This is a genomic window from Allobosea sp. WAO (genome assembly GCF_001509835.1).
In the GTDB taxonomy this organism is placed as follows: domain Bacteria; phylum Pseudomonadota; class Alphaproteobacteria; order Rhizobiales; family Beijerinckiaceae; genus Allobosea.
Map to the genome: position 1 here is coordinate 277,639 of NZ_JXTJ01000007.1, position 20,788 is coordinate 298,426.

Sequence of the window (20,788 nt, forward strand, 5' to 3'; positions counted from 1 at the left end):
CGAATGCCCCGCCGCGCCTCGACAGCGTGGCGCGGCAGGCCTAAACGGGCGGCGTTCGACCTAAGAGACGCCGCCCATGACCTTGCGCCCCGACACGCTGGCGATGACCGCCGTCCTCGCCATGCTGACGGCGCTGGGGCCGCTCTCGACCGATTTCTACCTGCCCTCGCTGCCCGAGATCGTCCGTGTCCTGAACACCGACGTCGCCGGCGCCCAGGCGACGCTCTCGGCCTTCCTGTTCGGCTTCGCCGCCGGGCAGATCATCTGGGGCCCGCTATCCGACCGGCTCGGCCGGCGGCCGGTGCTGCTGATCGGCCTTGGCCTGTTCCTCGTGACCACGCTGATCTGCGCGCTCGCGCCCTCGATAGACGCGCTGATCGGCGCGCGCTTCGCCCAGGCGCTCGGCGCCTCCGGGCCGATCGTGCTCGGCCGCGCCATGGTCCGCGATCTCTATGACGGACCGCGCGCCGGCCGCGAGCTCGCCCGCATGGGCATGATCATGGGGCTGGTGCCCGCAATCGCGCCGGCTCTCGGCGGCGTGCTGCAGAACGCCTTCGGCTGGCGCTCGACCTTCGTCGCCACGCTGATCGTCGCCGTCGCCATCATGGGCGTGGTGGTCACGATCCTGCCGGAGACGATCCGCAAGCGCTCGCCCGAAAAGCTCTCCTTCCTCGCGATCTTCCGCGGCTTTCGCGTGCTGCTGCAGAACCCGGCCTACCGGGTCTATGTCAGCCTGACCTCGCTCGCCTATGCCGGGCTGTTCGCCTTCATCTCCGGCTCCTCCTTCGTGCTGATCGGGATCCACGGCCTGTCGCCGCCGGTCTATGGCCTGTCCTTTGGCTGCATGGTGCTCGGCTACATTCTCGGCACCATCCTGGCGCAGCGCCTGGTCGGCTCGCGCGGGCTCGACGGAGTGATCGCACTCGGCGTCATCTGCCTCGCCGCCGGCGGGCTCGCGATGCTGGTTTGTGTCGCCAGCGGCTTCGGCGGGCCGCTCGGCGTGATCCTGCCGATGGCGCTCTATGCCTGCGGGGTCGGGCTGACCATGCCGCAATCCCAGGCGGCGGCGATGATGCCCTTCCCGGACAGGGCGGGGGCGGCCTCCTCCCTCACCGGGCTCTGCCAGATGCTGCTCTCGGGCTGCGTCGGCCTGCTGGTCGGCCACCTCTTGAAGAGTTCGGCGCTGCCGCTGCCGCTGGTGCTGTCCGCGATAGGCGTGACCACCCTGGTACTGTTCCGCGCCAGCGCCGCGACGCGCGCAGCCGGCAAGAGCTGAGCGCAGAGCCTGCGCTCCGGCGCCCGCTGTTCAGCCCTTCAATTGCCCATGCGGTCGCGCCATTGCCGCTCGCCGGCCATGCAGCCGACCCGGGGCGGGCGGGATTGCGCCTTCTGGATCAGCGCCTCGCCGGCGGGAACCTCGGCGATCTCGCGGACCAGCTTGGTGCGGGTCGCGTCGACGAACTGGTGGCGTTCGCGGATCGGGATGACGAAGGCGCCGACCCCGGTGATGACGCAGTCCTCGTAGTAGACGTCGAGATTGTCGATGTCGAAATAGCTCGCCGCCTTCAGCATCACCGGCAGCCCGTTGATCGAGATGCCCTTGTCGCGGGCGGCGTCGCGGGCCTGGGTCACCGGCCTGCCGTCATTGTTGGCACCGTCGCCGGAGATGTCGATGACGCGGCGCAGGGCGACGACATTGCTCTGCTCGAGCAGGGCCATGCTGAGATCGATCGCGCCCGAGATCGAGGTCCGCCGACCGCGCCGCGTCGGCGCCTCGCCGAGTTCCTCGGCGAAGGCGATCGCCGATTGCGGTGTCTCGATCACCGTCCACGGCTTGACGATGTGCTGGAAGTCGCCGCCGGCCCATTCGAAATAGGTCACCGCGATCTTGCCTATCGAGCCCTTGGCGATCGCCTCGTGCAGCTGGCGCGAACGGAAGGCCTCGATATAGCCGTTGCGCTGCAGGGCGAGCTCGTCGAGATCCATCGAATAGGAGACGTCGACCGCCAGCACCAGCGCGACATCGACCTCCTCGGGCGGCGACGTGGCCGGCTGGGCATCGGGCGCCGTGGCCGGCCACAGGGCCGCGGCCGAAAGACTCAAGAGACCGAACAGCCAGGGCCGCATCGCCACCTCCATCATCTGTCGTCGAAGCGTAACGCCGAAACGCTAGGATGATTCGGGCGAAGGCCGGCTTCAAACGAATGTGATGGAAGTCTGCTCCGAGTTTTCGGCGAGGCCAAGCGTGAAAGCTGGGCAGTCCGGGGCACGTTCCCGCAAACGTGATCAGGTTTCGCATCAGGAGGATGCTCCGGATACTTCCCCGGCGCGCATTGCCGTCCTCAGGCGGCCCGACGCTTCTCGACGATCGACAGCGCCGCAGCGAAAGCCTCGTCGACGCCGAGCGCCGAGGTATCGAGCAGGATCGCGTCCTCGGCGGCCTTCAGCGGCGCATCGCCGCGGCCGCTGTCCCTGGCATCGCGCCGGCGGATATCAGCGAGGATGCCCTCGAAGGACGCCGTGTCGCCGCGGCCAGCCAGTTCCTTGTGCCGGCGCGCGGCGCGCACCTCGGGCGTCGCCGTGACGAAGAGCTTCACCGTCGCCTGCGGGCAGATCACCGTGCCGATGTCGCGCCCGTCCAGCACCGCCCCGCCGGGAGCCGCGGCGAAATGGCGCTGGCGGTCGATCAGCGCCCGCCGCACCCCGGGAATCGCGGCGACCACCGAGGCAGCCTCGCCGATCTCGCGGCCGCGCAGCCCGGCCTCGTCGAAGCCCGTCTCGTCGAAGCCGGCGGCGGTCGCCTCCGCCGCCTGCGCATCCTCGAGCTTTTGCCCGGCATCGAGCATGGCGCGCGCCACCATGCGGTAGAGCAGGCCGGTATCGAGGTAAGGCAGGCCATAATGGGCAGCGAGGCGGCGTGCCAGCGTGCCCTTGCCGGAGGCCGCCGGGCCGTCGACGGCGATGACAAGGTTGCGGCCGGCGATTGCCGGCGATGGAAGGGGCTGTTGCGACAGGACCACGGGCGTCTCTGGGCTCTCGGCAGGCAGGGGCGGTGGGCCGACCTCATCGCAGCGCCGGCTACCACTTTTCGCCTCCTGCTCTAGAGCATGGCGCGGGGAAGCGGGAGCCGTTTTTCATGCCGAGGCCCGCGTTCGGCAGCCCGGTGGTTTTCCGGCGGGCCTGCCGCCTGTCGGCACAGGAGAAATCAGCATTTGACAGGCGCGCCCTGCCCGACTAACGGACGCCCCTGCTTTTCAGAACCCCTTCCGCACGCAACTCGAAGGTCCGACGCCGTGGCGAAACCGGAACTTGGCACCAAGCGCGTTTGTCCCGTGACAGGCCGTAAATTCTACGATCTCGACAAGGATCCGATCGTCTCCCCCTATACCGGGCAGTCCTATCCGCGCTCGGTGTTCGAGCCGCAGGCGAAGGCAGCCGCCGTCGCCGCCAAGCCGGCCGATGACGAGGATGAGACCGAGGCCGCCGACGGCGCGGTCGAGCTCGTCTCGCTCGACGAGGCCGATGCGGAAGCGTCCGAGAAGGAAGCCGTCGTCACCAGCGAAGACGACATCGAGATCGAGGACGACGGCAGCGCCAATGACGACGACGACACTTTCCTGGAAGAGGACGAGGAAGGCGACGACGACGTCTCCGACCTGATCGACGGCGATCTCGAGGGCGACGAGGACGCCTGAGGCGCCTTTTCACAGGCGCGAATGAAAAAGCGGGACGCGCTTCACATTCGTGCTTGTGTCCAGGCGAAAGCCTGCCTATAGAGCGCTTCGTCGCTGCCGCGACGAAGCGCAGGGCTCCCCCGGAGCCGGTGCAAAAAGGAATTCCAGCCACTCCCCAAGGTGGCTGCGACAGTGGGGCCATAGCTCAGTTGGGAGAGCGCTTGAATGGCATTCAAGAGGTCGGCGGTTCGATTCCGCCTGGCTCCACCATCCTCCTCCCGTAGATCGTCAGCTTATCTGCGGTTTCCGACCGGCGCTGTGGCGCTGCTCACCAGCCTCCTGATATCGTAGACCGTTCGATGCGCGCTGCACGGGCTCAGCGCTGAAGAAGCGCTTGCCAGACGGCAAAGCAGCGCGGACCGCAATGCGCTCGACGCCGAGGCGAAGCTGGACTGGCAGGCCTATCGCGGCCAGATCGGCTCGCGCGCCCAGGACCATGCCATCACTGGCAATCTCATCTGGCGCCTCGCCACGTATTGAGGGGGATCGGCGCCATCAGATGGCGCCGCCGCTCTTGCCAGCGGCGGGCCAGACAAGCCGGCTCGCCTCACTTCAGGACCAGCCGGATCTTGGCCTGCGCCGCCGGCGCTTCCTCGTGATAGTCGATTAGGGTGCGGAAGCGGCCCGCGGCGTCCATGACATAGACCGAGGCGGTGTGGTCCATGGTGTAGCTGTCCTCGGTCGGGATTTTCCGCGCATAGGCCTTGTAGGCCTTCACCGCCGCCTCGACCTCCTCCACCGTGCCGGAGAGCCCGACGATCCGCGGATCGAAGGACTGGAGATAGAGCGCGAGCTGCGCCGGTGTGTCGCGCTCGGGATCGACGGTGATGAAGAGCACCTGCAGCCGCTCGGCCTCGGGACCGAGCGCCTTGAGCTGGTTGGTGATGTCCAGGAGCGTCGTCGGGCAGACCTCCGGGCAATGCGTGAAGCCGAAGAAGACCAGCATCGGCCGGCCGCGGAAATCGGCATCGGTGACCCTGCGCCCGGTATGGTCGACCAGGCTGAACGGCCCGCCGACATCGATCGGCGCGCCGGCGGTCTGCGCCGGACGGGCCGGAGCCCCCGGCCCGTCGACCCGCCACCAGCCGAGCAGGATCGCAGCGGCGACGAAGGCGATGACGGCGAGCGCCGTCCAGGCGGTGTAGCGTATCCAGCGGAGGATCGGCATCGGGCATTCCTGAAAGATCGGCGCGCGGCCGTTGCCCGCTTCTCGGCAAGCTCCGCTGCGAAATCAAACCGGCCTAGCGTCGCACCCGGTCGATCGCCGGGCCGAAAAAGGGGCTGGTGCGCACCCTTACTGGGCCGGAATGGAACCGGTGAACTGGGCGCGCTCGCCGGGGTCGGCGACGAAGGGGTCGGCGAGCGCGGCGTCGGGATTGCTGATCTCGACCTTGCCGGCGACCATGGTCTGCATCCGCTCCGGCCCCATCTTCCTGAGCAGGGTGCGGAAGCTCTCATGCATGCCGCCATCGCGCAGCGCATAGCTCATCGCCGGCGTGCCGGAGGCGACCAGTCCGGCGGTGCGCTCCTCGTCGCGGGCGCGCTTCTGGGCGACGAGATCGCGGCTGTCCTGCTCGACCTCGTAGATTGGACAGGCGGCGCCCGGCACGAAGGGGCCGGCGCCCTCGGCCGGATCGAAGACGTAGCGGCGCTCGCAATAGGCGAGACGGGGCGGGCGGCGGGTCGCCTCGAAGTGATCGTAGCCTTCCTTGAGATTGCGCCAGAAGGCGATGTTCGGGTTGTTGCGATGCGCCGCCATGTTTTCCGGGGTCATTCGGAAGGGCATGGCCTGGACTTGGAAGCTGCGCTGGCCGCCGACGAAGGCCTCGCGAGCGAGGCCGTAGATCTCGGTGACGCCATCATCGGTCATCGCATAGCAACCGGCCGAGGTGCAGGCGCCATGGACCATCAGCGCCGAGCCGGTGAAGCCCTGCGCCTGCTCCAGCGCATTGGGATAGCCTAGGTTGAAGGAAAGATAGAACTGCGACTTCGGGTTCATCAGCTCGGCGGTGACCGTATAGAACCCTTCCGGCGCCTGCCGGTCGCCCTCGCGCTTCTTCGGGCCGAGCTGGCCCGACCAGCGGCACATCGGATAGGTCTTGAGCAGCGCATAGCGGCCCGAGCGGTCGCGCTTCCAGATCTCGAGTTCGCTCTCCTTCTTGAAGATCCGGATCAGGATCGGGTCGGCCTGCGTCATGCCCTTGGCCGACATCTGCGAGACCAGCGCGACCGGGAGCGGCTGCAAATGCCGATCGTCGCCCTCCATCGCCACGCAGGAAGACAACAGCACGGCTCCGGCGAGGAGCAGCGCATGGCGGCGGAGGTTCCGGGCAAGGGAGCGGATGGACATTGCGGGATTGTCGGGGCGTATCGCTAACGGCTGGTGAACGGGCGCCCCGCGACCCTGCAAGCTCATGCCGGTCGAGGTTCAACTGACAATTTCGTGAAGCGGCGGCAGCCCGGTCGCAACCTTTCCCCTCTTGACCCTGACATCACTAGAGGTCGCAGACCGGCCCGAGCCACCGGGAATCAACGCCATGCTCGACCGCCGCCTCGCCCTCCAGTCCATCGCCTTCGGCCTTGCCGGCTCGTTGTCAGCGACAGCCTTCGCACAAGGCCCTTCCGGCCAGCTCGAACCCGGCCCGCTGCCGGAGAAGATCTTCGGAGCGGCCGATGCGCCGGTGACGGTGATCGAATATGCCTCGCTCACCTGCCATCACTGCATGAACTTCCACACCAGGACCTGGCCGGACTTCAAGGCGAAGTATGTCGACACAGGCAAGGTCCGCTTCATCATCCGCGAGTTCCCGCTCGACCCGCTCGCCATGGCCGGCTTCATGCTCGCGCGCTGTGCCGGCGAGGAGAAATGGTATGCGGTGGTCGACATGTTCTACAAGACGCAGGAGGGCTGGGCCCATTCCGACAAGCCGCTGGACGGGCTGACCCAGGCGATGCGCCAGGCCGGCATGGGCAAGGACGGCGTCGAGGCCTGCCTGAAGCGCGAGGACCTCTACCAGGGCATCAGGCAGGTTTCCGAGCGCGGCAAGAGTTTTGGCGTCGACTCGACGCCGACCTTCTTCGTCAATGGCGAGAAGCATGTCGGGGCGCTGACACTCGCGCAGTTCGACGCGATCCTGGCGCCGCTCCTCGCCGGACGCTGAGCCGGCGAAGCGCTGGTCGGGTGTTAGCGCGAGCCCGCAATCGCCGCGGTCACGACATCGGGCCGGCCGAGGAAGCGGCCGAGATCAAGCCAGACATTCTGGTTCTCGGGCGACTGGCGCCGGATGAAGGTCAGGCCGGATTTCGACCAGGGCAGGACCTTGTCGGTCTGGTTGTCGAGGATGAACTCGCCGCGATCTGTCACGACGGTGAGCACCGCATGGCCACCGCCCTCCTTGTCGATCACCACAGTGATCAGCAGAGCCGACATCGGCCAGCTCAAGCGGATCAGCTCGCGCCGCTTCTCAAGGACATAGTCCTCGCAATCGCCCTTGCCGGACGTGGCGTAGCCCCAGTTCTCGATGACCCCAAACTGGTCCTGGTCGGTGATCGGCTCGATCGTCTTGTTGTATCTCAGATTGACCGCGAGCAGCTCGCTCCACGACCGGTCGTCGAGCCGCGCGACGCTCGCCGGCGAGCGCGAGATCCGGCAATCGCCCGGATTGTCGGCGCAGAACTGCGCCCAGCCGATCGGCATGCGCGAGGGCTCGCCGGCATGGAGATGGGCAAGGTCGGTGGTGCCCGAAGCCTGGGCCTCAGAAGCCAGGCCGAGGCTCGCCATGGCGAGGAATGCCGCTCCGATCCAGTTCCGCCTGCCTGTCATCACGCTCTCCTTGTCGGGAGCGGTTCTCGCAGAGCCGACTTGAGACGGCGCAAAATCGGAGAGCCGAATTCTACGCCTAAGATTCAGATTCCATTGATATTTCTTTCCTCGCCATCAACCCTAAGGAGAGCTTGCGCTGCGCCCTGCCCAGCCCAGCCCTTCGGAGCCATGCAGCCAGGCTGTTCCGGCGCCCACAGGAGCGCGTGATCCGATCATGATGAGATCACGAAACACTGCGCTGGCGGCGGCACTGATCGTGCTGGCCGGCTTGTTCTACGCCGTCACCGTGGTGCGGATGCGCGAGGCCGAGGACCGGCGGCATCTGAGCGATCCCAAGGCGCATGCGAGCCCAGCAGCGCCAGCCGCACAGATGCCCTGAGGCGTCAGACTGAGCGCTCGATCGCGCGCTTGGCCGTCTCGACGGCGCCGGCGCATTGCGGCGCGATCTCGACGAGCACGACGACCGGGCTCGCCGCTCCCGTCCAGAAGCGGACGACCTGTCCGACCGCCCAAACCGGGTTCTCGCCGACGCGCGTCACAATCGCGGGCGTCGCGGCGCGAGCGCAGGCCGCAACCTTCTCGGCGCTGTCACGGGGGATGCCGAGCGCCGAGAGCTGGCTGGTGATCGCGCTCTGGATCGGGTTGAGGATCAGGAGCGAGACCAAAGCGGCGATGAACGATTCCATGGTTCGGCTTTCGGCTCTGCCTGTGTCGGAATTGCGGTGGCTCGGTTCTCAAAATTAGAGGCGCTGCTCGTGACCGTCGGTCCGGCGGACCGCCTCATCCTCGATCTGGATCGTGGTGTGCTTCAGGCCGAACTCATCGGCGAGCAGGCGGTTGGCCGCGACGAGGACGGGCCGCGCATCGGCCATGTCGGCGACGACGATGTGCCCGCTCATCGCGTCCAGCCCGGAGGTCAGCGTCCAGACATGGAGGTCGTGCACTGCGGTGACGCCGGGCAGCGCCAGCAGCGAGGTCTCGAGCCGGGCGATGTCGATCTCCGGCGGCGTGCCTTCCATCAGGATATGGACGGCCTGCCTGAGCAGGTTCCAGGTGCGCGGCACGATGAAGAGGCCGATGCCGGCACCGACGATCGGGTCGGCCAGGGTCCAGCCTGTCGCCATCACCACGAGCGCGGCGACGATGACCCCGAGCGAGCCGAGCATGTCGCTCAGAACCTCGAAATAGGCGCCCTTGACGTTGAGGCTCTCGGAAGAACCGCCGGCGAGCAACTTCATGCTGATCAGGTTGACGATCAGCCCAAGGGTGGCAACCGCCAGCATCGGGCCGCCAAGAATGGGCGGCGGGTTCAGGAAGCGCTGATAGGCCTCGTGGAGGATGTAGACGGTGAGCAGCAGCAGCACGACCGCATTGGCCAGCGCCGAAAGGATCTCCATGCGGACATAGCCATAGCTGCGCTGTGGCGTCGCCGGCTTCTCGGCGAAGCGGATCGCGATAAGGGCCAGAGCGAGCCCGCCGGCATCGGTCAGCATATGCGCGGCGTCGGCGAGCAAGGCGAGGCTGCCCGTCCAGAGCGCACCGACCACCTCGGCGACCATGAAGCTCGCAGTCAGCGCCAGCGCCGCAGCCAGGCGCGACTTGTGGCGGCCGGCCGCGGTTCCGCCTTTCGCGCTGCCGCCATGGGAATGCCCTGCCGCCATGCCCGCTCCTCGCTTCGTGCCCGCCACGCCAACCTCAGGAATGGTCGGCATGCTCCTGCTGCCCGAGATTCTCGACCTGCACCTGCGTCGTCACGCGCCCGGAACGGGCAAAGACGAAGGTCACGGGGATCGTCTCGCCCGGCTCGACGGCCTGCTTCAACCCGACGAGCGTGATCTGCCGGGCACCGGGCCGGAGCGAGACCCTGCTGTTGCCGGGATGGAGAGCTCGTCGAGCTCGATCGGCATGACGACGCCGCTGCTGCGGTCGAGCTCCTTCATCACCGCTTCGCGCGCCAAGGGTGTCTCGACCGCGATCAGCCGATCGAGCACGCGGCCGTCATTCGCGAAGCTCGCATAGATCGGGTACTGCTCGCCGGCGCGGGCGGCACCGCGCGACCAGGGATGGACGACACCGATATCGGCGCGCTTCGCGACCGGCTCCCTATGGACCGTGCCGAGATAGATGAAGGAGCCGAGGCCAATGGCCGCGATGGCAAGGGCGCGCAGCACCGTCCCGCGCGAGAGCAGAAGACCACGCGGCGTGCCTTCGCCAAGAGCTCTGCCGAGCCGGGCTAGCCAGTTCGCGATCATCGCAGCGCCTCCGGCTCGGTCTTCTGCGGTGCGGCGCCAGGGCCGGCAAAGCGGTCGGCGAGCGGCAGGCTGGCGAACAGCGTCAGCATGACGCCGAGCGTGATCGCGATATCGGCGCCGTTGAAGGTCGGCCAGTGCCAGCCGCCCCAGTGCAGGTCGATGAAATCGGTGACCGCACCCTGGCGCCAGCGATCGACCGCATTGCCGAAGGCGCCGCCGGCGATCAAAGCGAGGCCGATGCGCTCGAGGCGGTGCCGCGACAGCGCCGCCCAGATGATGAGGCCGAGGCCGACCACGAGCTTGAACAGCCCGAGCACCTCAGGCCAGCGCTCCAGCGTGTCGCGGAACATGCCGAAGCTGATGCCGGTGTTGAAGCCGAGCCGCAGGTTGAGGAAGGGCGCGAGCTCGATCACCCGCGGCGGATCCATGACGACGGCGAGCATCAGCCATTTGCTGGCCTGGTCGAGGCCGGCGGCGAGCGCGCTTACGGCGAGGACGCCGGCCATGTTCCGGGAGAGCGTCATGCAGGGAGCTGCCTGGTGACGCCGAGCCAGCGCCGGACGCGGGCGCGATAGGCGAGATAGGGCTGGCCGAGCGAGGCGGCGAGCACGCGCTCCTCGATTTCGACCTGCAGGCGGATGGCAACCAGCAGAGCGAGGGTCAGCCCGGCCTGGATCAGGCTCGGCAGGACGATGAACAGACCGATGAACAGCAGTGCCTGACCGACGAAGACCGGGTTACGCGAGATCGCGAAGGGGCCGCTGTCGACGATCGCGCCCTGCTCGCCCTCAGCCGCGCCGATGCGCCAGGAGGTGCCCATATAGCGCTGCGACAGAAGCGCGACGCAGGCGCCGATGACGACGAGGAGATGGCCGAGCACATCGTACCAGGGGCCGTCGAGCGCGGCATGCAGCGGGTCATGCGCGACCGGATTGCCGAAGGCGGCGAGCAGCAGCGGCCAGATCACCGCCCCGGCAAAGGCGAGCTTGAAGAGCAGCGCCGGCAGGGCCTGCTTCTCGCCGCCCTTGCCGAACAGCCAGACCGGACGACCGGCCTCCTTCGCCAGGATAGCGCTCATGGCGAGGAAGCTGATCACATAGACCACGACCATGAGATAGCTGGCGATCTCCATGCCGCTCATCGCAAGTCCCCTCAGCTCGCCTTGCCGGCGTCGAAGCGCAGCAGCCGCAGCGCATTTGCGGTGACCAGCACGGTCGCGCCGGTATCGGCGAGGATCGCGACCCAGAGCCCGGTGTAGCCGAGCACGCTGGTGACCAGGAACACCGCCTTCAACCCGAGCGCGAGCGCGATGTTGACGCGGATGTTCGCCATGGTGGCGCGCGCCAGCCGGATCATCGCCGCGATGTCGCGGACACGGCTCTTCAGGACGGCGCCATCCGCCGTCTCGAGCGCGACGTCGGTGCCGGAGCCCATGGCGACGCCGATCCCGGCCGCGGCCAGCGCCGGCGCGTCGTTGATGCCGTCGCCTACCATCATCACCGGGGCCTGTGCCGCGAGCTCGCGGATCGCCGCGACCTTGTCGTCCGGCATCAGCTCGGCCTTGTGGTCCATGCCGAGCGCGCCGGCAATCGCCGCGCCGGTGCGGGCATTGTCGCCGGTCAGCATCACCGAGCGCACGCCGAGCGCCTTGAGCTCGGCGACCGCGGCCGCAGCGTCGGCGCGGGGCTCGTCGCGCAACGCGATCAACCCGGCGAGCACGCCGTCGGCGATGACGGCAGCGACCGTCTTGCCGTCGGATTCGAGCTGCTCGACCGCAGCTTTCGCCGTCATGTCGAAGGCGGCGCGGCTCGTGGCATGACGCGGCGCGCCGACGAAGATCGCGACGCCGTCGAGCTTGCCGGTGACGCCCTGGCCGGCAATGGCCGCGGCCTCGGAAGCGGGCCGCACGGGGATGAGATGCGCCTCGGCCCGGGCGAGGATCGCCTGCGCCAGCGGATGGCTCGATCCTGTCTCGACCGCGGCCGCGAGCTCGACGACCGCGCGCTCGCTCCGGCCGAGCGCCACCACCTCGGTGACGCGCGGCGTGCCCTCGGTCAGGGTTCCCGTCTTGTCGAAGGCGACGGTGCCGGTCTTGGCTGCCGCTTCGATGACGACGCCGCCCTTCAACAGCAGGCCCTGCCGGGCACCGGCCGAGAGCGAGGCGGCGATCGCGGCGGGCACCGAGATCACCAGCGCGCAGGGGCAGCCGATCAGCAGCAGCGCCAGCGCACGGTAGATCCAGACCGCCCATTCGCCGCCGAAGAACAGCGGCGGCACCAGCGCGACGGCGATGGCGAGCGCCACGATCGCCGGCATGTAGATGCGCGAAAAACGGTCGATGAAGCGCTCGGTCGGGGCGCGGGCCTCCTGCGCCTCCTCGACCAGGCGGATGATGCGGGCGATGGTGTTGTCCTGCGCCGCCTTGGTGACGCGGGCGCGCAAGGCCGCCTCGCGGTTGACCGAGCCGGCGAAGACGGGATCGCCAACGCCCTTGGTCTTCGGCACGGACTCGCCGGTCACCGGGCTCTCGTCGATGCCGGAAATGCCGGAGACGATCTCGCCATCGGCCGGCACCCGGTCGCCCGGGCGGATCAGCACGATCTGGCCGATCGCCAGCGCGGCGGCGTCGACCTGCCGCGTCGTGCCGTTCTCCTCGACCAACGCGGTCTTGGGCACGAGATCTCCGAGCGCCCGGATCGAGGCGCGCGCCCGGTCGGCGGCGACGCCCTCCAGCACCTCGCCGACGGCGAAGAGGAAGACGACCAGCGCCGCCTCCTCGGCCGCACCGATGACGAGCGCGCCGGCCGCGGCGATCGTCATCAGCATCTCGATGGTGAAGGGTACGCCGGCCGCGGCCGCCGCGAAGGCGCGCCGTGCCACCGGCACGACGCCGATCAGACAGGCGGCGACGAACAGCCAGTAGGAAGCCGCCGGCCAGGCGAGGCTCGCCAGCCAGGCGCCGGCGAGCAGGGTTCCGGTGAGCAACACCAGCCGGCCCTTGCCGGACTGGTACCAGCTCATGCCGTCCGGCGTCACCTCATGGACATGGCCGGGCAGGCCGTGCCCGGCATCGGCCTTGGCATCGACCTTGGCCCGCCCGCCACTATGCGAATGCGCATGGCCGTGGTCTTCATGAGAGTGCTCATGGTCATGATCATGCGCGTGGTCGTGACCATCATGCGACGCATGCCGGTGGCCGGCCTCGTGGCCGTGCTCGCCGTGCCCATGATCATGGCCGCAGCCGCAGGAGGACGGCGCGGGTGCGGGCGCGGAGGCCGCCGGCTTGGCGGGCGCCAGGGCATAGCCGAGGCCGGCGACGCGGCGTTCGACCTCGGCCGCGGTTGCCCCGCCTGAGGCGAGCGACAGGGACAAGGTCTCCGACATCACCGAGAGCCGGACATCGCTGACACCGGGCAGGCGCTCGACAGCGCTGCGGATCTTCGCCGCGCAGCTCGCGCAATCCATGCCCGTGACCTGCCAGGACAGCGGGTTTGCGGCATCGGAATCGGGTTCGCGCATGATCGTCTCCGCTTGACGGCGTCCAGAGACTCCCCAGATACAATCTGAAGTGACTAGAGGTTCAAGAGGAAAATCGATGTCCGACCGGAAGAATCTGGAACGTGTCGTTCCGATCGGCGTGCTGGCCGAGCAGACCGGCGTCAAGGTCGAGACGATCCGCTATTACGAGCAGGTCGAATTGCTGCCGCCACCGGAGCGGACCGAAGGCAACCAGCGCCGCTATGGCAGACGCCATGTCGAGCGGCTCGCCTTCATCAAGCATGCCCGCGATCTCGGCTTCTCGGTCGACAGCATCCGCACCTTGCTGAAGCTCTCCGACAGCCCCGACCTGCCCTGCGACCAGGCTCATGCGATCTCGGTCGCCCATCTCGGTGAGGTCCGCCACAAGATCGCGCGGCTGCGCTCGCTCGAGAAGGAGCTGGAACGAATCGCCGCGACCTGCTCCGGCGGGGTCAACGCCTGCGATTGCGCGATCATCGAGGCGCTCGCCGACCACTCGCAATGCGCTCATCACCAGGGCGGCGTCGCCGACGCCTGGCGCTGAACGCGGCCGATACCGGCCGAAATGGCCGGAATTGCTGCGAAGGTACAGAATTTTGCTCGACTCCCAACCTCGAAACAGCAACCATAGGTTGCCGACGAAGGTGAAACGACCCGCTGGCACTGGGGGGCGACGATGGGAGCGCGGTCTTATGGCCGTGTCGTTGCGTGAGCGGCGTGGCCGAAGCGGACCTGCCGGTCGAGATCGCCTTCCTCGCGAGCCATGGCGTTCCTCCCGCCGAACTGCGACAGGCAGCGCTCGCCGCCTCCCGACTCGGCGTCTCCCCGGCAAGGCAGGTGATCGCTTCCGGCCTCGTCGGCGAAGAGGCGTTCTACCGGAGCCTCACCCATGAGTTCGAACTGAGTTTCTCTTCGGAGGCGCCTTCGCTGCTGCGGGGCGGCGACGTTTCCGCAATAATGCGCGAGGGCGTGGCGCGGGTTGCGCATGAGCCGGGCAGTTCCACTCGCTTCGCCTGCGCTCCGCCGGCAGGCAGGCCGCTGCGGCGCTTCATGGCGGGCAGGCCGCAGGGCCGCGACGACCTCGTGATCGTAACGCCTTCGGCTCTGGCCCGGGCGCTGCGCGCCAGCAACGCCCGCATGCTCGCCCGCCGGGCCGCCGGCCTCGACGAGCCCGGCATGGCCCGCTTCAGCGCCCGCACCGGCAGCAGCATCTCGCAGAAGGGGCTGGTGCTTCTCATGGTCGGCCTGCTCGCCGCGCTAACGACCCTCGCGCCGGTCGGCACGTTGATGGGTGTGGCGCTGGCCCTGGGGCCGGTCTTCTTCGGCGCCGTCGTGCTGCGCCTCGCGAGCCTGATGGAGAAACCTCCGGCCAACCTCTGGCGCGAGCATCGTTGGCGCGTCGATGAAGGTCGCCTGCCGGTTTATACCGTAGCCGTGCCGCTGTTCGGCGAGGAGGCGGTGCTCGACAAGCTCATCGGCGCCCTGTCGGCGCTCGACTACCCACCCTCCAAGCTCGATGTCCGCATCCTCGTCGAGGAGGTCGACCATGGCATGCGACGGGCGCTAGCGGCGCGGCGATTGCCCCCGTTCATGCAGGTCGTGATCGTGCCGCGCGGCGCGCCGCGGACCAAGCCGCGCGCCCTCAACGTCGCGCTGGCGGAAGCGCAGGGCGAGCTGTTCACGATCTTCGACGCCGAGGATGTGCCCGACCCGCAGCAGCTGCGCCTTGCCGCCGCGCGCTTCCTGCGCGCCGAGGCGGATCTGGTCTGCCTGCAGGCACGGCTCGTTATCGACAACACGGGGGATGGCTGGCTCGCCAGCTTCTTCGCGCTTGAGTATGCCGGGCTCTTCGATGTCTTCAATCCGGGCCTGCTGCGCTGCGGCCTGCCGATCATGCTCGGCGGGACCTCGAACCATTTCCGGACCGAGGCGCTGCGCAAGGTCGGCGGCTGGGATGCCTGGAACGTCACCGAGGATGCCGATATCGGCTTTCGCCTGGTGCGGGCTGGCGGCCGCATCGCCGACCTGCCCTCGGCGACCCTGGAGGAGGCGCCGCGGTTCCTGCAAAGCTGGATGAAGCAGCGCACACGGTGGCTGAAGGGCTATCTGCAGACATTGATCAGCCATCTTCTGGCGCCGCACCGGCTGCTACGCGAAGCCGGGCTGGTCGCGACGCTGACCTTCCTGGTGCTGGCGCTCGGCACGCTGCTCGGCACGCTCGGCTATCCGTTCTTCGCGCTCGGCTTCATCCTCGCCGTCCTGAACGGTTCGCTGCTGAACCCGGACAGCCCGCTCGAGCTTCTGCTCTCGGCGACGACGCTGACCCTGACCGGTGCTGGAATCGGCGTGGTCTTCCTCGTGCCGGCACTCGGCGCCTGGCGGCGCGGCGCCGTCGACCTCTGGCGCTGGCTGCCCGGCCTGCCGCTCTACTACTTGCTGGTCTCGCTCGCCGCCTGGCTCGCGCTCATCGAATACTGCAACCGGCGCTTCGTCTGGAACAAGACGGAGCACGGCCTCGCCCGCTCGTCGCGCTATCGCAAGCCGCCGGAGTAGCTTCCGGCCCGACAGTCGAGATCTGCCGCCGGAGCGTCCGGTTCGCCTGTATCGTCATTCCGGCCGTAGCGAAGCGGAACACCGGAATGATGCCTCAATCGAGCGGATCGACCCTAGAGATGACGGAGCCATTCCTGCGCCGCTTCCGCCGGTGGGCGCTCGATGTTGAAGGCGCCGACGAAGCCGCCATTCTTGTCCATCAGATAGACCAGCGCGGTGTGGTCCATGGTGTAGTCGCCATCCTTGAGCGGCACCTTCTTGGAATAGCCGCGATAGGCCTTGATGGCGGCGTCGATCGCGGCGCGGTCGCCGGTGAGACCAATGATGCGCGGGTCGAAGGAGCCGAGATAGCTCTTCAACGTCTCGACCGTGTCGCGCTCGGGATCGACGCTGATGAACAGCGCCCGCAGCTTCTCGCCCTTGGTGCCGGCAGCGCGCAGCACCTCCGAGATCTCGAACAGCTTGGTCGGGCAGATGTCCGGGCAATGGGTGAAGCCGAAGAAGACCAGGAAGGGCGCGCCGCGCAGATCCTTGTCGGTCAGCGTCTTGCCCTCTGTGTTGGTCAGCGCGAACGGCCCGCCGACGCTCGACGCCAGGCTCTGGCCGGCCTGCCGACCGGCCGGCGCGAAGGTGATGAAGGCGGCTGCGGCGAGCGCGACGGCACCCAGCAGAAAAACGACGAGGGGCAGGATCAGGCGGCGGTTCAAGGCAGGAATCCTCGGTCGACCGGCCGGGCCGGTCAGAAGCAGGCCAGGATCGCGGCGATCAGCCCGTCCGTGAACAGGCGATCACCCTCGCGCCACCAGAGCAGGAGCCCGGCGAGCAGCAGCAGGCCGACGCCCCCGGCGAGCAGCCAAAGCACAGCCTTCGAGGCCGACGGCTCGTCGTGGATCTCGGTCTGCGGCGACATATCCATCCCTCACAATGTAGCGCTCGACAGCCGCGGCCGGAAGCGGCCATCACGCCGCAGCGCGGCTGCCAGCCGCCCGCAGCTCAGATGCCGCGGATCAACCCGCCATCGATGCGGATCTTGGCGCCGGTGACATAGGAGGCACGCTCGCTGGCGAGGAAGGTGACGACATCGGCGAATTCCTGAGGCAGGCCGTAGCGCCCGGCCGGGATCGAGGCCATCGAGGCCTTGGCGATGGCATCGCGCGTCGCCCCCGTCCGCACCGCCGCCGCATCGTCGAGCTGGTCGACGCGCTCGGTGTGGATACGGCCGGGCAGCACGACGTTGACCGTCACGCCCAGCCCCGCGACTTCGGCCGACAGGGTCTTCGACCAGCCGACGACCGCGGCCCTGATGCCGTTGGAGAGCGCGAGGCGCGGAATCGGTTGCTCGACGCCAGAGGAGACGATGGTGACGATGCGGCCCCAGCGGCGTTCGGCCATGCCCGGCAGCAGGCGCTGGGCGAGATGGAAGAGATTGGCCGCCATGGCCTCGAAGTGCAGCAGCCAGTCGGCACGCTTCGCTTCGCGCGCCTCGCCGGGCGGCGGGCCACCGGAATTGCCGATCAGGATGTCGACGCCGCCCTCGGCGATCAGCGTCTCCGCCAGCGCCTCGACCGAAGCGAGATCGGCGAGATCGAGCTTTGCAGCGACGACCCGCCCGCGCCTTTCGGCAGGCAGTTCGGCGATCCAGCCCGTGATCGCGTCGAGATTGCGTGCCGCAGCGACGACCGTAGCACCCTCGGCCGCGAGCGTCGCCGCGATGCTGGCGCCGAGGCCGCGGCTGGCGCCGATGACGAGCGCGCGCTTTCCCTTGAGTCCGAGATCCATACGATCGCTCTCCATCCCGCGGCGCATCCGACGCACGCGGGCAAGATAGGCGGTGAACGAACCAGGCGCACGCCCGAAAGCGCCGGCGCCTTCTGCGCTCCGGTCAACGCTGGAAGCACGCCGCAAGGCGCTGCCGCAACCGCCCGCCACGCAGCGCCGCGACCATGCGGGCTCCATGACGAGCATGTGCTGCAGGCCGACGAGGGGGTGGACTTCGACTTCTGCTAGGAGCGCCGCCCCTTAGCCTCAAGCCGAGAAGCGCAGGTCCACCGTCGTGAGCTCGCCGATGGCCTGCTGGTCGAGGGTGACGCCGAGCCCGTCGCCTATGGGCAGGGCGGACGATCCGCCGTCGACCGGCGGCAGGCCGGGCTGCGCCAGCGACCAGAACAGCGGCGTCTCGTCGAGCTGCATTTCCAGCATGCTGAAGCCCGGCAGGGCGGCACAGAGCTGGAGGCTCGCGGCATGGCAGATCGGCCCGGTCGGATTATGCGGGGAGACGGCGATGGCGCGCTCGGCGAGCTGCTCGGCGGTGCGCAGCATCTCGTCGACGCCGCCGACATATTTCATGTCGGGCATCATCACGTCATAGGCATCGGCATAGGCGAGGAAGGCCGGGGCACCGGTGAACTCCTCGAGCCCGGCGAGCAGCGTGCCGCGGGCATTGAGCGTCTTGCGCATCGTCGCGAGCGCCGGGATCTGCCGGGGTTCCTCGACCACCGGGCATTCGAGCCAGTAGAGCCCGAAGGGGGCGATCGCCTCGACGAGCCGCGCCGACAGGGCCTCGCCGAAGCGCCAATGGCAATCGACCATCAGACGCCGGTCCGGGCCGAGCGCCTCTCGGACGGCGGCGATCCGGGCGATGCCCGCATCCAGTGCCTTCCGCCCTTCGACATCGTCACGCAAGGCGGGGCCGACCTCGTCGAAGGGCGCGATCTTCACCGCCTGAAAGCCGCGGGCGATGGCATGCGCGGCGCTCGCCGCGAAGCCGGCGGGCGAGCGGTCGCGGGTGCGGCGGTTGATGTTGGCATAGAGCGGGATGCGGGCCGCCGCAGCGCCGCCGAGCCGGTGCGCAAGGCCGACGCCTTCGGCCCGCGCGGCGGCATCGCAGCGCGCTACGTCGAGCGCGGTGCGCAGGGCTGCGACCGGCAGCGGCGGCGGCGTGTCGAAGCCGGGCAGCGGCTCGCCGGCGAGCCAGCGCGGCAGGTTTTCGACGGCGGCATCGAGCAGCGCCCGCTCGCGCCCGGCAAGGCTCGCCTCGCCGACGCCCTCGGCCCCGGAGGCGCAGCGGATCTCCAGGAAGGACCAGAGCGTCTTGTCGGTGATCCGGGCGATGCTGAGCCGCACCTGACTGATCGGATCGTCCAGAACTCGCATCACGCCAGGCTTTCTCCGCGCTGCGCCATCAGGTCCATCAGGTCCTGTCGCGTCTTGGTGACATGGGCCGCGGTCATGATCCCGCTGGCTTCGGCATCGCCGTCGCGCAGGGCCCGCAGAATGTGGTCATGGTCGCTGGCGACGCCGCCGAGCCGCTCCGGGCGATAGCCGAGCCGTGACCAGAGCGCGGCCAGCAGCAGCCAATGGCGATCGAGCACCGCCAGGCCCTCGCCATTGCCCGCCGCCTCGTAAATGCGTCGATGGAAGCCCTGGTTGATGACGACGCCCTGAGCATAGTCGCCGCGCTCCACGGCGGCGAGGCGTTCCGCCTCCAGTGCCGTGACCTCGGCGAGCCGGTCCCGGGTCATCGCCGGAGCCGCCTGGCGCGCGAGCGCGACCTCGACCGCGATGCGCACGGTGAAGAGATGCTCGACATGGCGGCGATCGACCGTGACGACGCGCGCGCCCTTGTTCGTTTCGGAGACCACGAGCCCTTCGCCGGCCAGGCTGCGCAGCGCCTCGCGTACCGGCATATGGCTCGCCCCGTAGCGGCTGGCGAGCTCGTCGATGCGCAGGCGGGCGCCGAAGGCGAGGCCGCCAGCGACGATGTCGTCCCGGATCCAGTCCTTGACCGAGTCGGCGCGGCTTTGGGTGGTCTGCATTGATTTGATCAAAAGAGTGAGTTAGGCATCCTGTCAACCCAATATGAAGTACATCTTTTGATCATGTTTGGAGGAACGCGATGAGAAGGATCGGCATCGGGATGGCCTTTGGGCTGGTCGCGGCCCTCGGCTGCGCCGCCATGGCAAGCTCCGCCTCGGCGCAGCAATGGCCGGAACGCCAGGTCACGATCATCGTGCCGAGCGCGCCGGGCGACGGCTCGGACATCGCCGCCCGCCTGATCGCCGAAAAGCTGCGCAGCGCACTCGGCCAGCCCTTCGTGGTCGAGAACCGGCTGGGCGCCGGCGGTGTCGTCGGCTCGGCGGCGGCGGCCCGCGCGGCAGCCGACGGCTACACCTTCATCATGGGCAATGCCGGCTCGCACGGCATCAACGCCGCGACCTATGCCAACATCCCCTATGACGTGATGCGCGACTTCACGCCGGTCTCGCTGGTCTACAAGGCGCCGAACATCTTCATCGCCAGCACCAAGCTGCCGGTGAAGTCGATGGCCGAGCTGATCAGCTACGCGAAGGCCAATCCGGGCAAGCTCAGCTATGCCTCGGGCGGCAGCGGCTCCTCGGCGCATATGAACTCGGAATACCTCAAGGTCCTGACCGGGATCGAGGCGACGCATGTGCCCTATCGCGGCGCCGGCCCGGCGCTGAACGACATCGTCTCCGGCCAGGTCGAGTTCATGGCGGTGAACCTGCCGCCGGCGATCGGCCTCGTCACCAGCGGCCAGGTCACGCCGCTCGCGGTCACCACGGCCAAGCGCGCCCCGGCCCTGCCGAGCGTTCCGACCGTCGCCGAGTCCGGCTTTGCCGGCTACGAGACCGTCGCCTGGTTCGGCCTGCTCGGCCCACAGGGCGTGCCGCCGGCGATCGTCGAGCGCCTGCATGCCGAGATCGTCAAGGCCTGCGCCGACACGCAGATCCAGGAGAAGCTCGCTGTGCTCGGCGGCGAAACCGTCTGCAACTCGCCGGCCGAGTTCAAGAGCTTCCTCGCGGCCGACATCGCCCGCTGGAAGGAAGTGGCCGGCAAGGCCAGCATCACGCTCCAGGCCCAGTAGAGCGACCGCTCCGGCGCTTCAC

24 protein-coding genes and 1 tRNA gene are annotated in these 20,788 nt (G+C 68.6%); 8 read left to right on the forward strand and 17 right to left on the reverse strand.

Annotation, left to right across the window (positions count from 1 at the left end):
• Positions 1 to 76 precede the first annotated feature (76 nt).
• Positions 77 to 1,276, forward strand: a complete 1,200-nt coding sequence (locus tag DK26_RS13740; protein ID WP_066473202.1) for a multidrug effflux MFS transporter — start codon at positions 77 to 79, stop codon at positions 1,274 to 1,276.
• 38 nt (positions 1,277 to 1,314) lie between these two features.
• On the opposite strand, the gene DK26_RS13745 is transcribed toward DK26_RS13740, so the two are convergent.
• Both DK26_RS13745 and cmk read right to left on the reverse strand, forming a co-directional pair.
• On the reverse strand, positions 1,315 to 2,127 hold the full coding sequence (locus tag DK26_RS13745) for a DUF1194 domain-containing protein (protein ID WP_066473817.1): 813 nt from the start codon (positions 2,125 to 2,127) through the stop codon (positions 1,315 to 1,317).
• 215 nt (positions 2,128 to 2,342) lie between these two features.
• A complete protein-coding gene (gene cmk, locus DK26_RS13750) occupies positions 2,343 to 2,984 on the reverse strand; it encodes a (d)CMP kinase (protein WP_066473819.1) in 642 nt (213 codons plus the stop codon).
• A 309-nt stretch (positions 2,985 to 3,293) separates the two neighbouring features.
• Here cmk and DK26_RS13755 point away from each other — a divergent pair, with 309 nt between their 5' ends.
• Positions 3,294 to 3,695 (forward strand): TIGR02300 family protein, encoded by a 402-nt coding sequence (locus DK26_RS13755; protein ID WP_066473204.1) that lies wholly within the window; start codon positions 3,294 to 3,296, stop codon positions 3,693 to 3,695.
• Positions 3,696 to 3,868: 173 nt separating this feature from the next.
• Positions 3,869 to 3,944: transfer RNA gene (locus DK26_RS13760), tRNA-Ala, on the forward strand.
• Positions 3,945 to 4,281: 337 nt separating this feature from the next.
• On the opposite strand, the gene DK26_RS13770 is transcribed toward DK26_RS13760, so the two are convergent.
• Entirely contained in the window at positions 4,282 to 4,902 is a 621-nt protein-coding gene (locus tag DK26_RS13770; RefSeq protein WP_066473219.1) for an SCO family protein, read from the reverse strand.
• 126 nt (positions 4,903 to 5,028) lie between these two features.
• Positions 5,029 to 6,084 carry a murein L,D-transpeptidase family protein gene (locus tag DK26_RS13775; protein WP_066473222.1) on the reverse strand — a complete coding sequence of 352 codons (1,056 nt, stop codon included), beginning with the start codon at positions 6,082 to 6,084 and terminating at the stop codon, positions 5,029 to 5,031.
• Between the two features lie 187 nt (positions 6,085 to 6,271).
• Here DK26_RS13775 and DK26_RS13780 point away from each other — a divergent pair, with 187 nt between their 5' ends.
• Positions 6,272 to 6,895: a DsbA family protein gene (locus tag DK26_RS13780; protein WP_066473225.1), complete on the forward strand. Its 624-nt coding sequence runs from the start codon at positions 6,272 to 6,274 to the stop codon at positions 6,893 to 6,895.
• Positions 6,896 to 6,918: 23 nt separating this feature from the next.
• Here DK26_RS13780 and DK26_RS13785 read toward each other — a convergent pair whose 3' ends face one another.
• The gene (locus DK26_RS13785) at positions 6,919 to 7,557 is read right to left on the reverse strand and encodes a transglutaminase-like cysteine peptidase (RefSeq protein ID WP_066473228.1); all 639 of its coding nucleotides are present in this window, start codon (positions 7,555 to 7,557) and stop codon (positions 6,919 to 6,921) included.
• A 214-nt stretch (positions 7,558 to 7,771) separates the two neighbouring features.
• Between DK26_RS13785 and DK26_RS29010 the strand changes: the two genes are divergently transcribed.
• Positions 7,772 to 7,936 (forward strand): hypothetical protein, encoded by a 165-nt coding sequence (locus DK26_RS29010; RefSeq protein ID WP_157089647.1) that lies wholly within the window; start codon positions 7,772 to 7,774, stop codon positions 7,934 to 7,936.
• 4 nt (positions 7,937 to 7,940) lie between these two features.
• On the opposite strand, the gene DK26_RS13790 is transcribed toward DK26_RS29010, so the two are convergent.
• The 7 genes from DK26_RS13790 to DK26_RS13815 are packed head-to-tail and all read right to left on the reverse strand — an operon-like array spanning position 7,941 to position 13,328.
• Entirely contained in the window at positions 7,941 to 8,243 is a 303-nt protein-coding gene (locus DK26_RS13790; protein ID WP_066473235.1) for a hypothetical protein, read from the reverse strand.
• 54 nt (positions 8,244 to 8,297) lie between these two features.
• The gene (locus tag DK26_RS13795) at positions 8,298 to 9,218 is read right to left on the reverse strand and encodes a cation diffusion facilitator family transporter (protein ID WP_066473237.1); all 921 of its coding nucleotides are present in this window, start codon (positions 9,216 to 9,218) and stop codon (positions 8,298 to 8,300) included.
• A 34-nt stretch (positions 9,219 to 9,252) separates the two neighbouring features.
• Positions 9,253 to 9,378: a hypothetical protein gene (locus tag DK26_RS29855; protein ID WP_282568036.1), complete on the reverse strand. Its 126-nt coding sequence runs from the start codon at positions 9,376 to 9,378 to the stop codon at positions 9,253 to 9,255.
• A complete protein-coding gene (locus DK26_RS13800) occupies positions 9,375 to 9,809 on the reverse strand; it encodes a hypothetical protein (protein ID WP_066473238.1) in 435 nt (144 codons plus the stop codon). The genes DK26_RS29855 and DK26_RS13800 overlap by 4 nt, the downstream gene beginning before the upstream one ends.
• Positions 9,806 to 10,333, reverse strand: a complete 528-nt coding sequence (gene lspA, locus DK26_RS13805; RefSeq protein ID WP_083533219.1) for a signal peptidase II — start codon at positions 10,331 to 10,333, stop codon at positions 9,806 to 9,808. The genes DK26_RS13800 and lspA overlap by 4 nt, the downstream gene beginning before the upstream one ends.
• Positions 10,330 to 10,950, reverse strand: a complete 621-nt coding sequence (locus DK26_RS13810) for an isoprenylcysteine carboxylmethyltransferase family protein (RefSeq protein WP_066473240.1) — start codon at positions 10,948 to 10,950, stop codon at positions 10,330 to 10,332. Before DK26_RS13810 ends, lspA begins: the two co-directional genes overlap by 4 nt.
• Before the next feature lie 11 nt (positions 10,951 to 10,961).
• Positions 10,962 to 13,328 carry a heavy metal translocating P-type ATPase gene (locus DK26_RS13815; RefSeq protein WP_066473243.1) on the reverse strand — a complete coding sequence of 789 codons (2,367 nt, stop codon included), beginning with the start codon at positions 13,326 to 13,328 and terminating at the stop codon, positions 10,962 to 10,964.
• A 76-nt stretch (positions 13,329 to 13,404) separates the two neighbouring features.
• On the opposite strand from DK26_RS13815, the gene DK26_RS13820 reads away from it, so the two are divergent.
• Both DK26_RS13820 and DK26_RS13825 read left to right on the forward strand, forming a co-directional pair.
• Entirely contained in the window at positions 13,405 to 13,872 is a 468-nt protein-coding gene (locus DK26_RS13820) for a helix-turn-helix domain-containing protein (RefSeq protein WP_066473246.1), read from the forward strand.
• Between the two features lie 173 nt (positions 13,873 to 14,045).
• Positions 14,046 to 15,881, forward strand: a complete 1,836-nt coding sequence (locus DK26_RS13825; RefSeq protein ID WP_083533220.1) for a glycosyltransferase — start codon at positions 14,046 to 14,048, stop codon at positions 15,879 to 15,881.
• Positions 15,882 to 15,994: 113 nt separating this feature from the next.
• Here the strand turns inward: DK26_RS13825 and DK26_RS13830 are convergent, their stop codons facing one another.
• The 5 genes from DK26_RS13830 to DK26_RS13845 all read right to left on the reverse strand — a co-directional run bounded on the left by DK26_RS13830 (position 15,995) and on the right by DK26_RS13845 (position 19,696).
• The gene (locus tag DK26_RS13830) at positions 15,995 to 16,597 is read right to left on the reverse strand and encodes an SCO family protein (RefSeq protein WP_066473248.1); all 603 of its coding nucleotides are present in this window, start codon (positions 16,595 to 16,597) and stop codon (positions 15,995 to 15,997) included.
• A gap of 23 nt (positions 16,598 to 16,620) precedes the next feature.
• Positions 16,621 to 16,791 carry a hypothetical protein gene (locus tag DK26_RS29015; protein WP_157089648.1) on the reverse strand — a complete coding sequence of 57 codons (171 nt, stop codon included), beginning with the start codon at positions 16,789 to 16,791 and terminating at the stop codon, positions 16,621 to 16,623.
• 83 nt (positions 16,792 to 16,874) lie between these two features.
• A complete protein-coding gene (locus tag DK26_RS13835; RefSeq protein WP_066473251.1) occupies positions 16,875 to 17,660 on the reverse strand; it encodes an SDR family oxidoreductase in 786 nt (261 codons plus the stop codon).
• Positions 17,661 to 17,906: 246 nt separating this feature from the next.
• A complete protein-coding gene (locus DK26_RS13840; RefSeq protein ID WP_066473255.1) occupies positions 17,907 to 19,034 on the reverse strand; it encodes an enolase C-terminal domain-like protein in 1,128 nt (375 codons plus the stop codon).
• Positions 19,034 to 19,696 carry a GntR family transcriptional regulator gene (locus DK26_RS13845; RefSeq protein ID WP_066473258.1) on the reverse strand — a complete coding sequence of 221 codons (663 nt, stop codon included), beginning with the start codon at positions 19,694 to 19,696 and terminating at the stop codon, positions 19,034 to 19,036. Before DK26_RS13845 ends, DK26_RS13840 begins: the two co-directional genes overlap by 1 nt.
• An 80-nt stretch (positions 19,697 to 19,776) precedes the next feature.
• Here DK26_RS13845 and DK26_RS13850 point away from each other — a divergent pair, with 80 nt between their 5' ends.
• Entirely contained in the window at positions 19,777 to 20,766 is a 990-nt protein-coding gene (locus tag DK26_RS13850) for a tripartite tricarboxylate transporter substrate binding protein (protein ID WP_066473261.1), read from the forward strand.
• Positions 20,767 to 20,788: the final 22 nt, after the last annotated feature.

What these genes read in the sequence shown, in the direction of transcription:
- DK26_RS13740 (WP_066473202.1), top strand. Translation starts at nt 77, where the DNA reads ATGACCTTGCGCCCCGACACGCTGGCGATGACCGCCGTCCTCGCCATG.
- DK26_RS13745 (WP_066473817.1), bottom strand. Translation starts at nt 2,127, where the DNA reads ATGCGGCCCTGGCTGTTCGGTCTCTTGAGTCTTTCGGCCGCGGCCCTG.
- DK26_RS13770 (WP_066473219.1), bottom strand. Translation starts at nt 4,902, where the DNA reads ATGCCGATCCTCCGCTGGATACGCTACACCGCCTGGACGGCGCTCGCC.
- DK26_RS13775 (WP_066473222.1), bottom strand. Translation starts at nt 6,084, where the DNA reads ATGTCCATCCGCTCCCTTGCCCGGAACCTCCGCCGCCATGCGCTGCTC.
- DK26_RS13780 (WP_066473225.1), top strand. Translation starts at nt 6,272, where the DNA reads ATGCTCGACCGCCGCCTCGCCCTCCAGTCCATCGCCTTCGGCCTTGCC.
- DK26_RS13785 (WP_066473228.1), bottom strand. Translation starts at nt 7,557, where the DNA reads ATGACAGGCAGGCGGAACTGGATCGGAGCGGCATTCCTCGCCATGGCG.
- DK26_RS29010 (WP_157089647.1), top strand. Translation starts at nt 7,772, where the DNA reads ATGATGAGATCACGAAACACTGCGCTGGCGGCGGCACTGATCGTGCTG.
- DK26_RS13790 (WP_066473235.1), bottom strand. Translation starts at nt 8,243, where the DNA reads ATGGAATCGTTCATCGCCGCTTTGGTCTCGCTCCTGATCCTCAACCCG.
- DK26_RS13795 (WP_066473237.1), bottom strand. Translation starts at nt 9,218, where the DNA reads ATGGCGGCAGGGCATTCCCATGGCGGCAGCGCGAAAGGCGGAACCGCG.
- DK26_RS13800 (WP_066473238.1), bottom strand. Translation starts at nt 9,809, where the DNA reads ATGATCGCGAACTGGCTAGCCCGGCTCGGCAGAGCTCTTGGCGAAGGC.
- lspA (WP_083533219.1), bottom strand. Translation starts at nt 10,333, where the DNA reads ATGACGCTCTCCCGGAACATGGCCGGCGTCCTCGCCGTAAGCGCGCTC.
- DK26_RS13810 (WP_066473240.1), bottom strand. Translation starts at nt 10,950, where the DNA reads ATGAGCGGCATGGAGATCGCCAGCTATCTCATGGTCGTGGTCTATGTG.
- DK26_RS13815 (WP_066473243.1), bottom strand. Translation starts at nt 13,328, where the DNA reads ATGCGCGAACCCGATTCCGATGCCGCAAACCCGCTGTCCTGGCAGGTC.
- DK26_RS13820 (WP_066473246.1), top strand. Translation starts at nt 13,405, where the DNA reads ATGTCCGACCGGAAGAATCTGGAACGTGTCGTTCCGATCGGCGTGCTG.
- DK26_RS29015 (WP_157089648.1), bottom strand. Translation starts at nt 16,791, where the DNA reads ATGTCGCCGCAGACCGAGATCCACGACGAGCCGTCGGCCTCGAAGGCT.
- DK26_RS13835 (WP_066473251.1), bottom strand. Translation starts at nt 17,660, where the DNA reads ATGGATCTCGGACTCAAGGGAAAGCGCGCGCTCGTCATCGGCGCCAGC.
- DK26_RS13840 (WP_066473255.1), bottom strand. Translation starts at nt 19,034, where the DNA reads ATGCGAGTTCTGGACGATCCGATCAGTCAGGTGCGGCTCAGCATCGCC.
- DK26_RS13845 (WP_066473258.1), bottom strand. Translation starts at nt 19,696, where the DNA reads ATGCAGACCACCCAAAGCCGCGCCGACTCGGTCAAGGACTGGATCCGG.
- DK26_RS13850 (WP_066473261.1), top strand. Translation starts at nt 19,777, where the DNA reads ATGAGAAGGATCGGCATCGGGATGGCCTTTGGGCTGGTCGCGGCCCTC.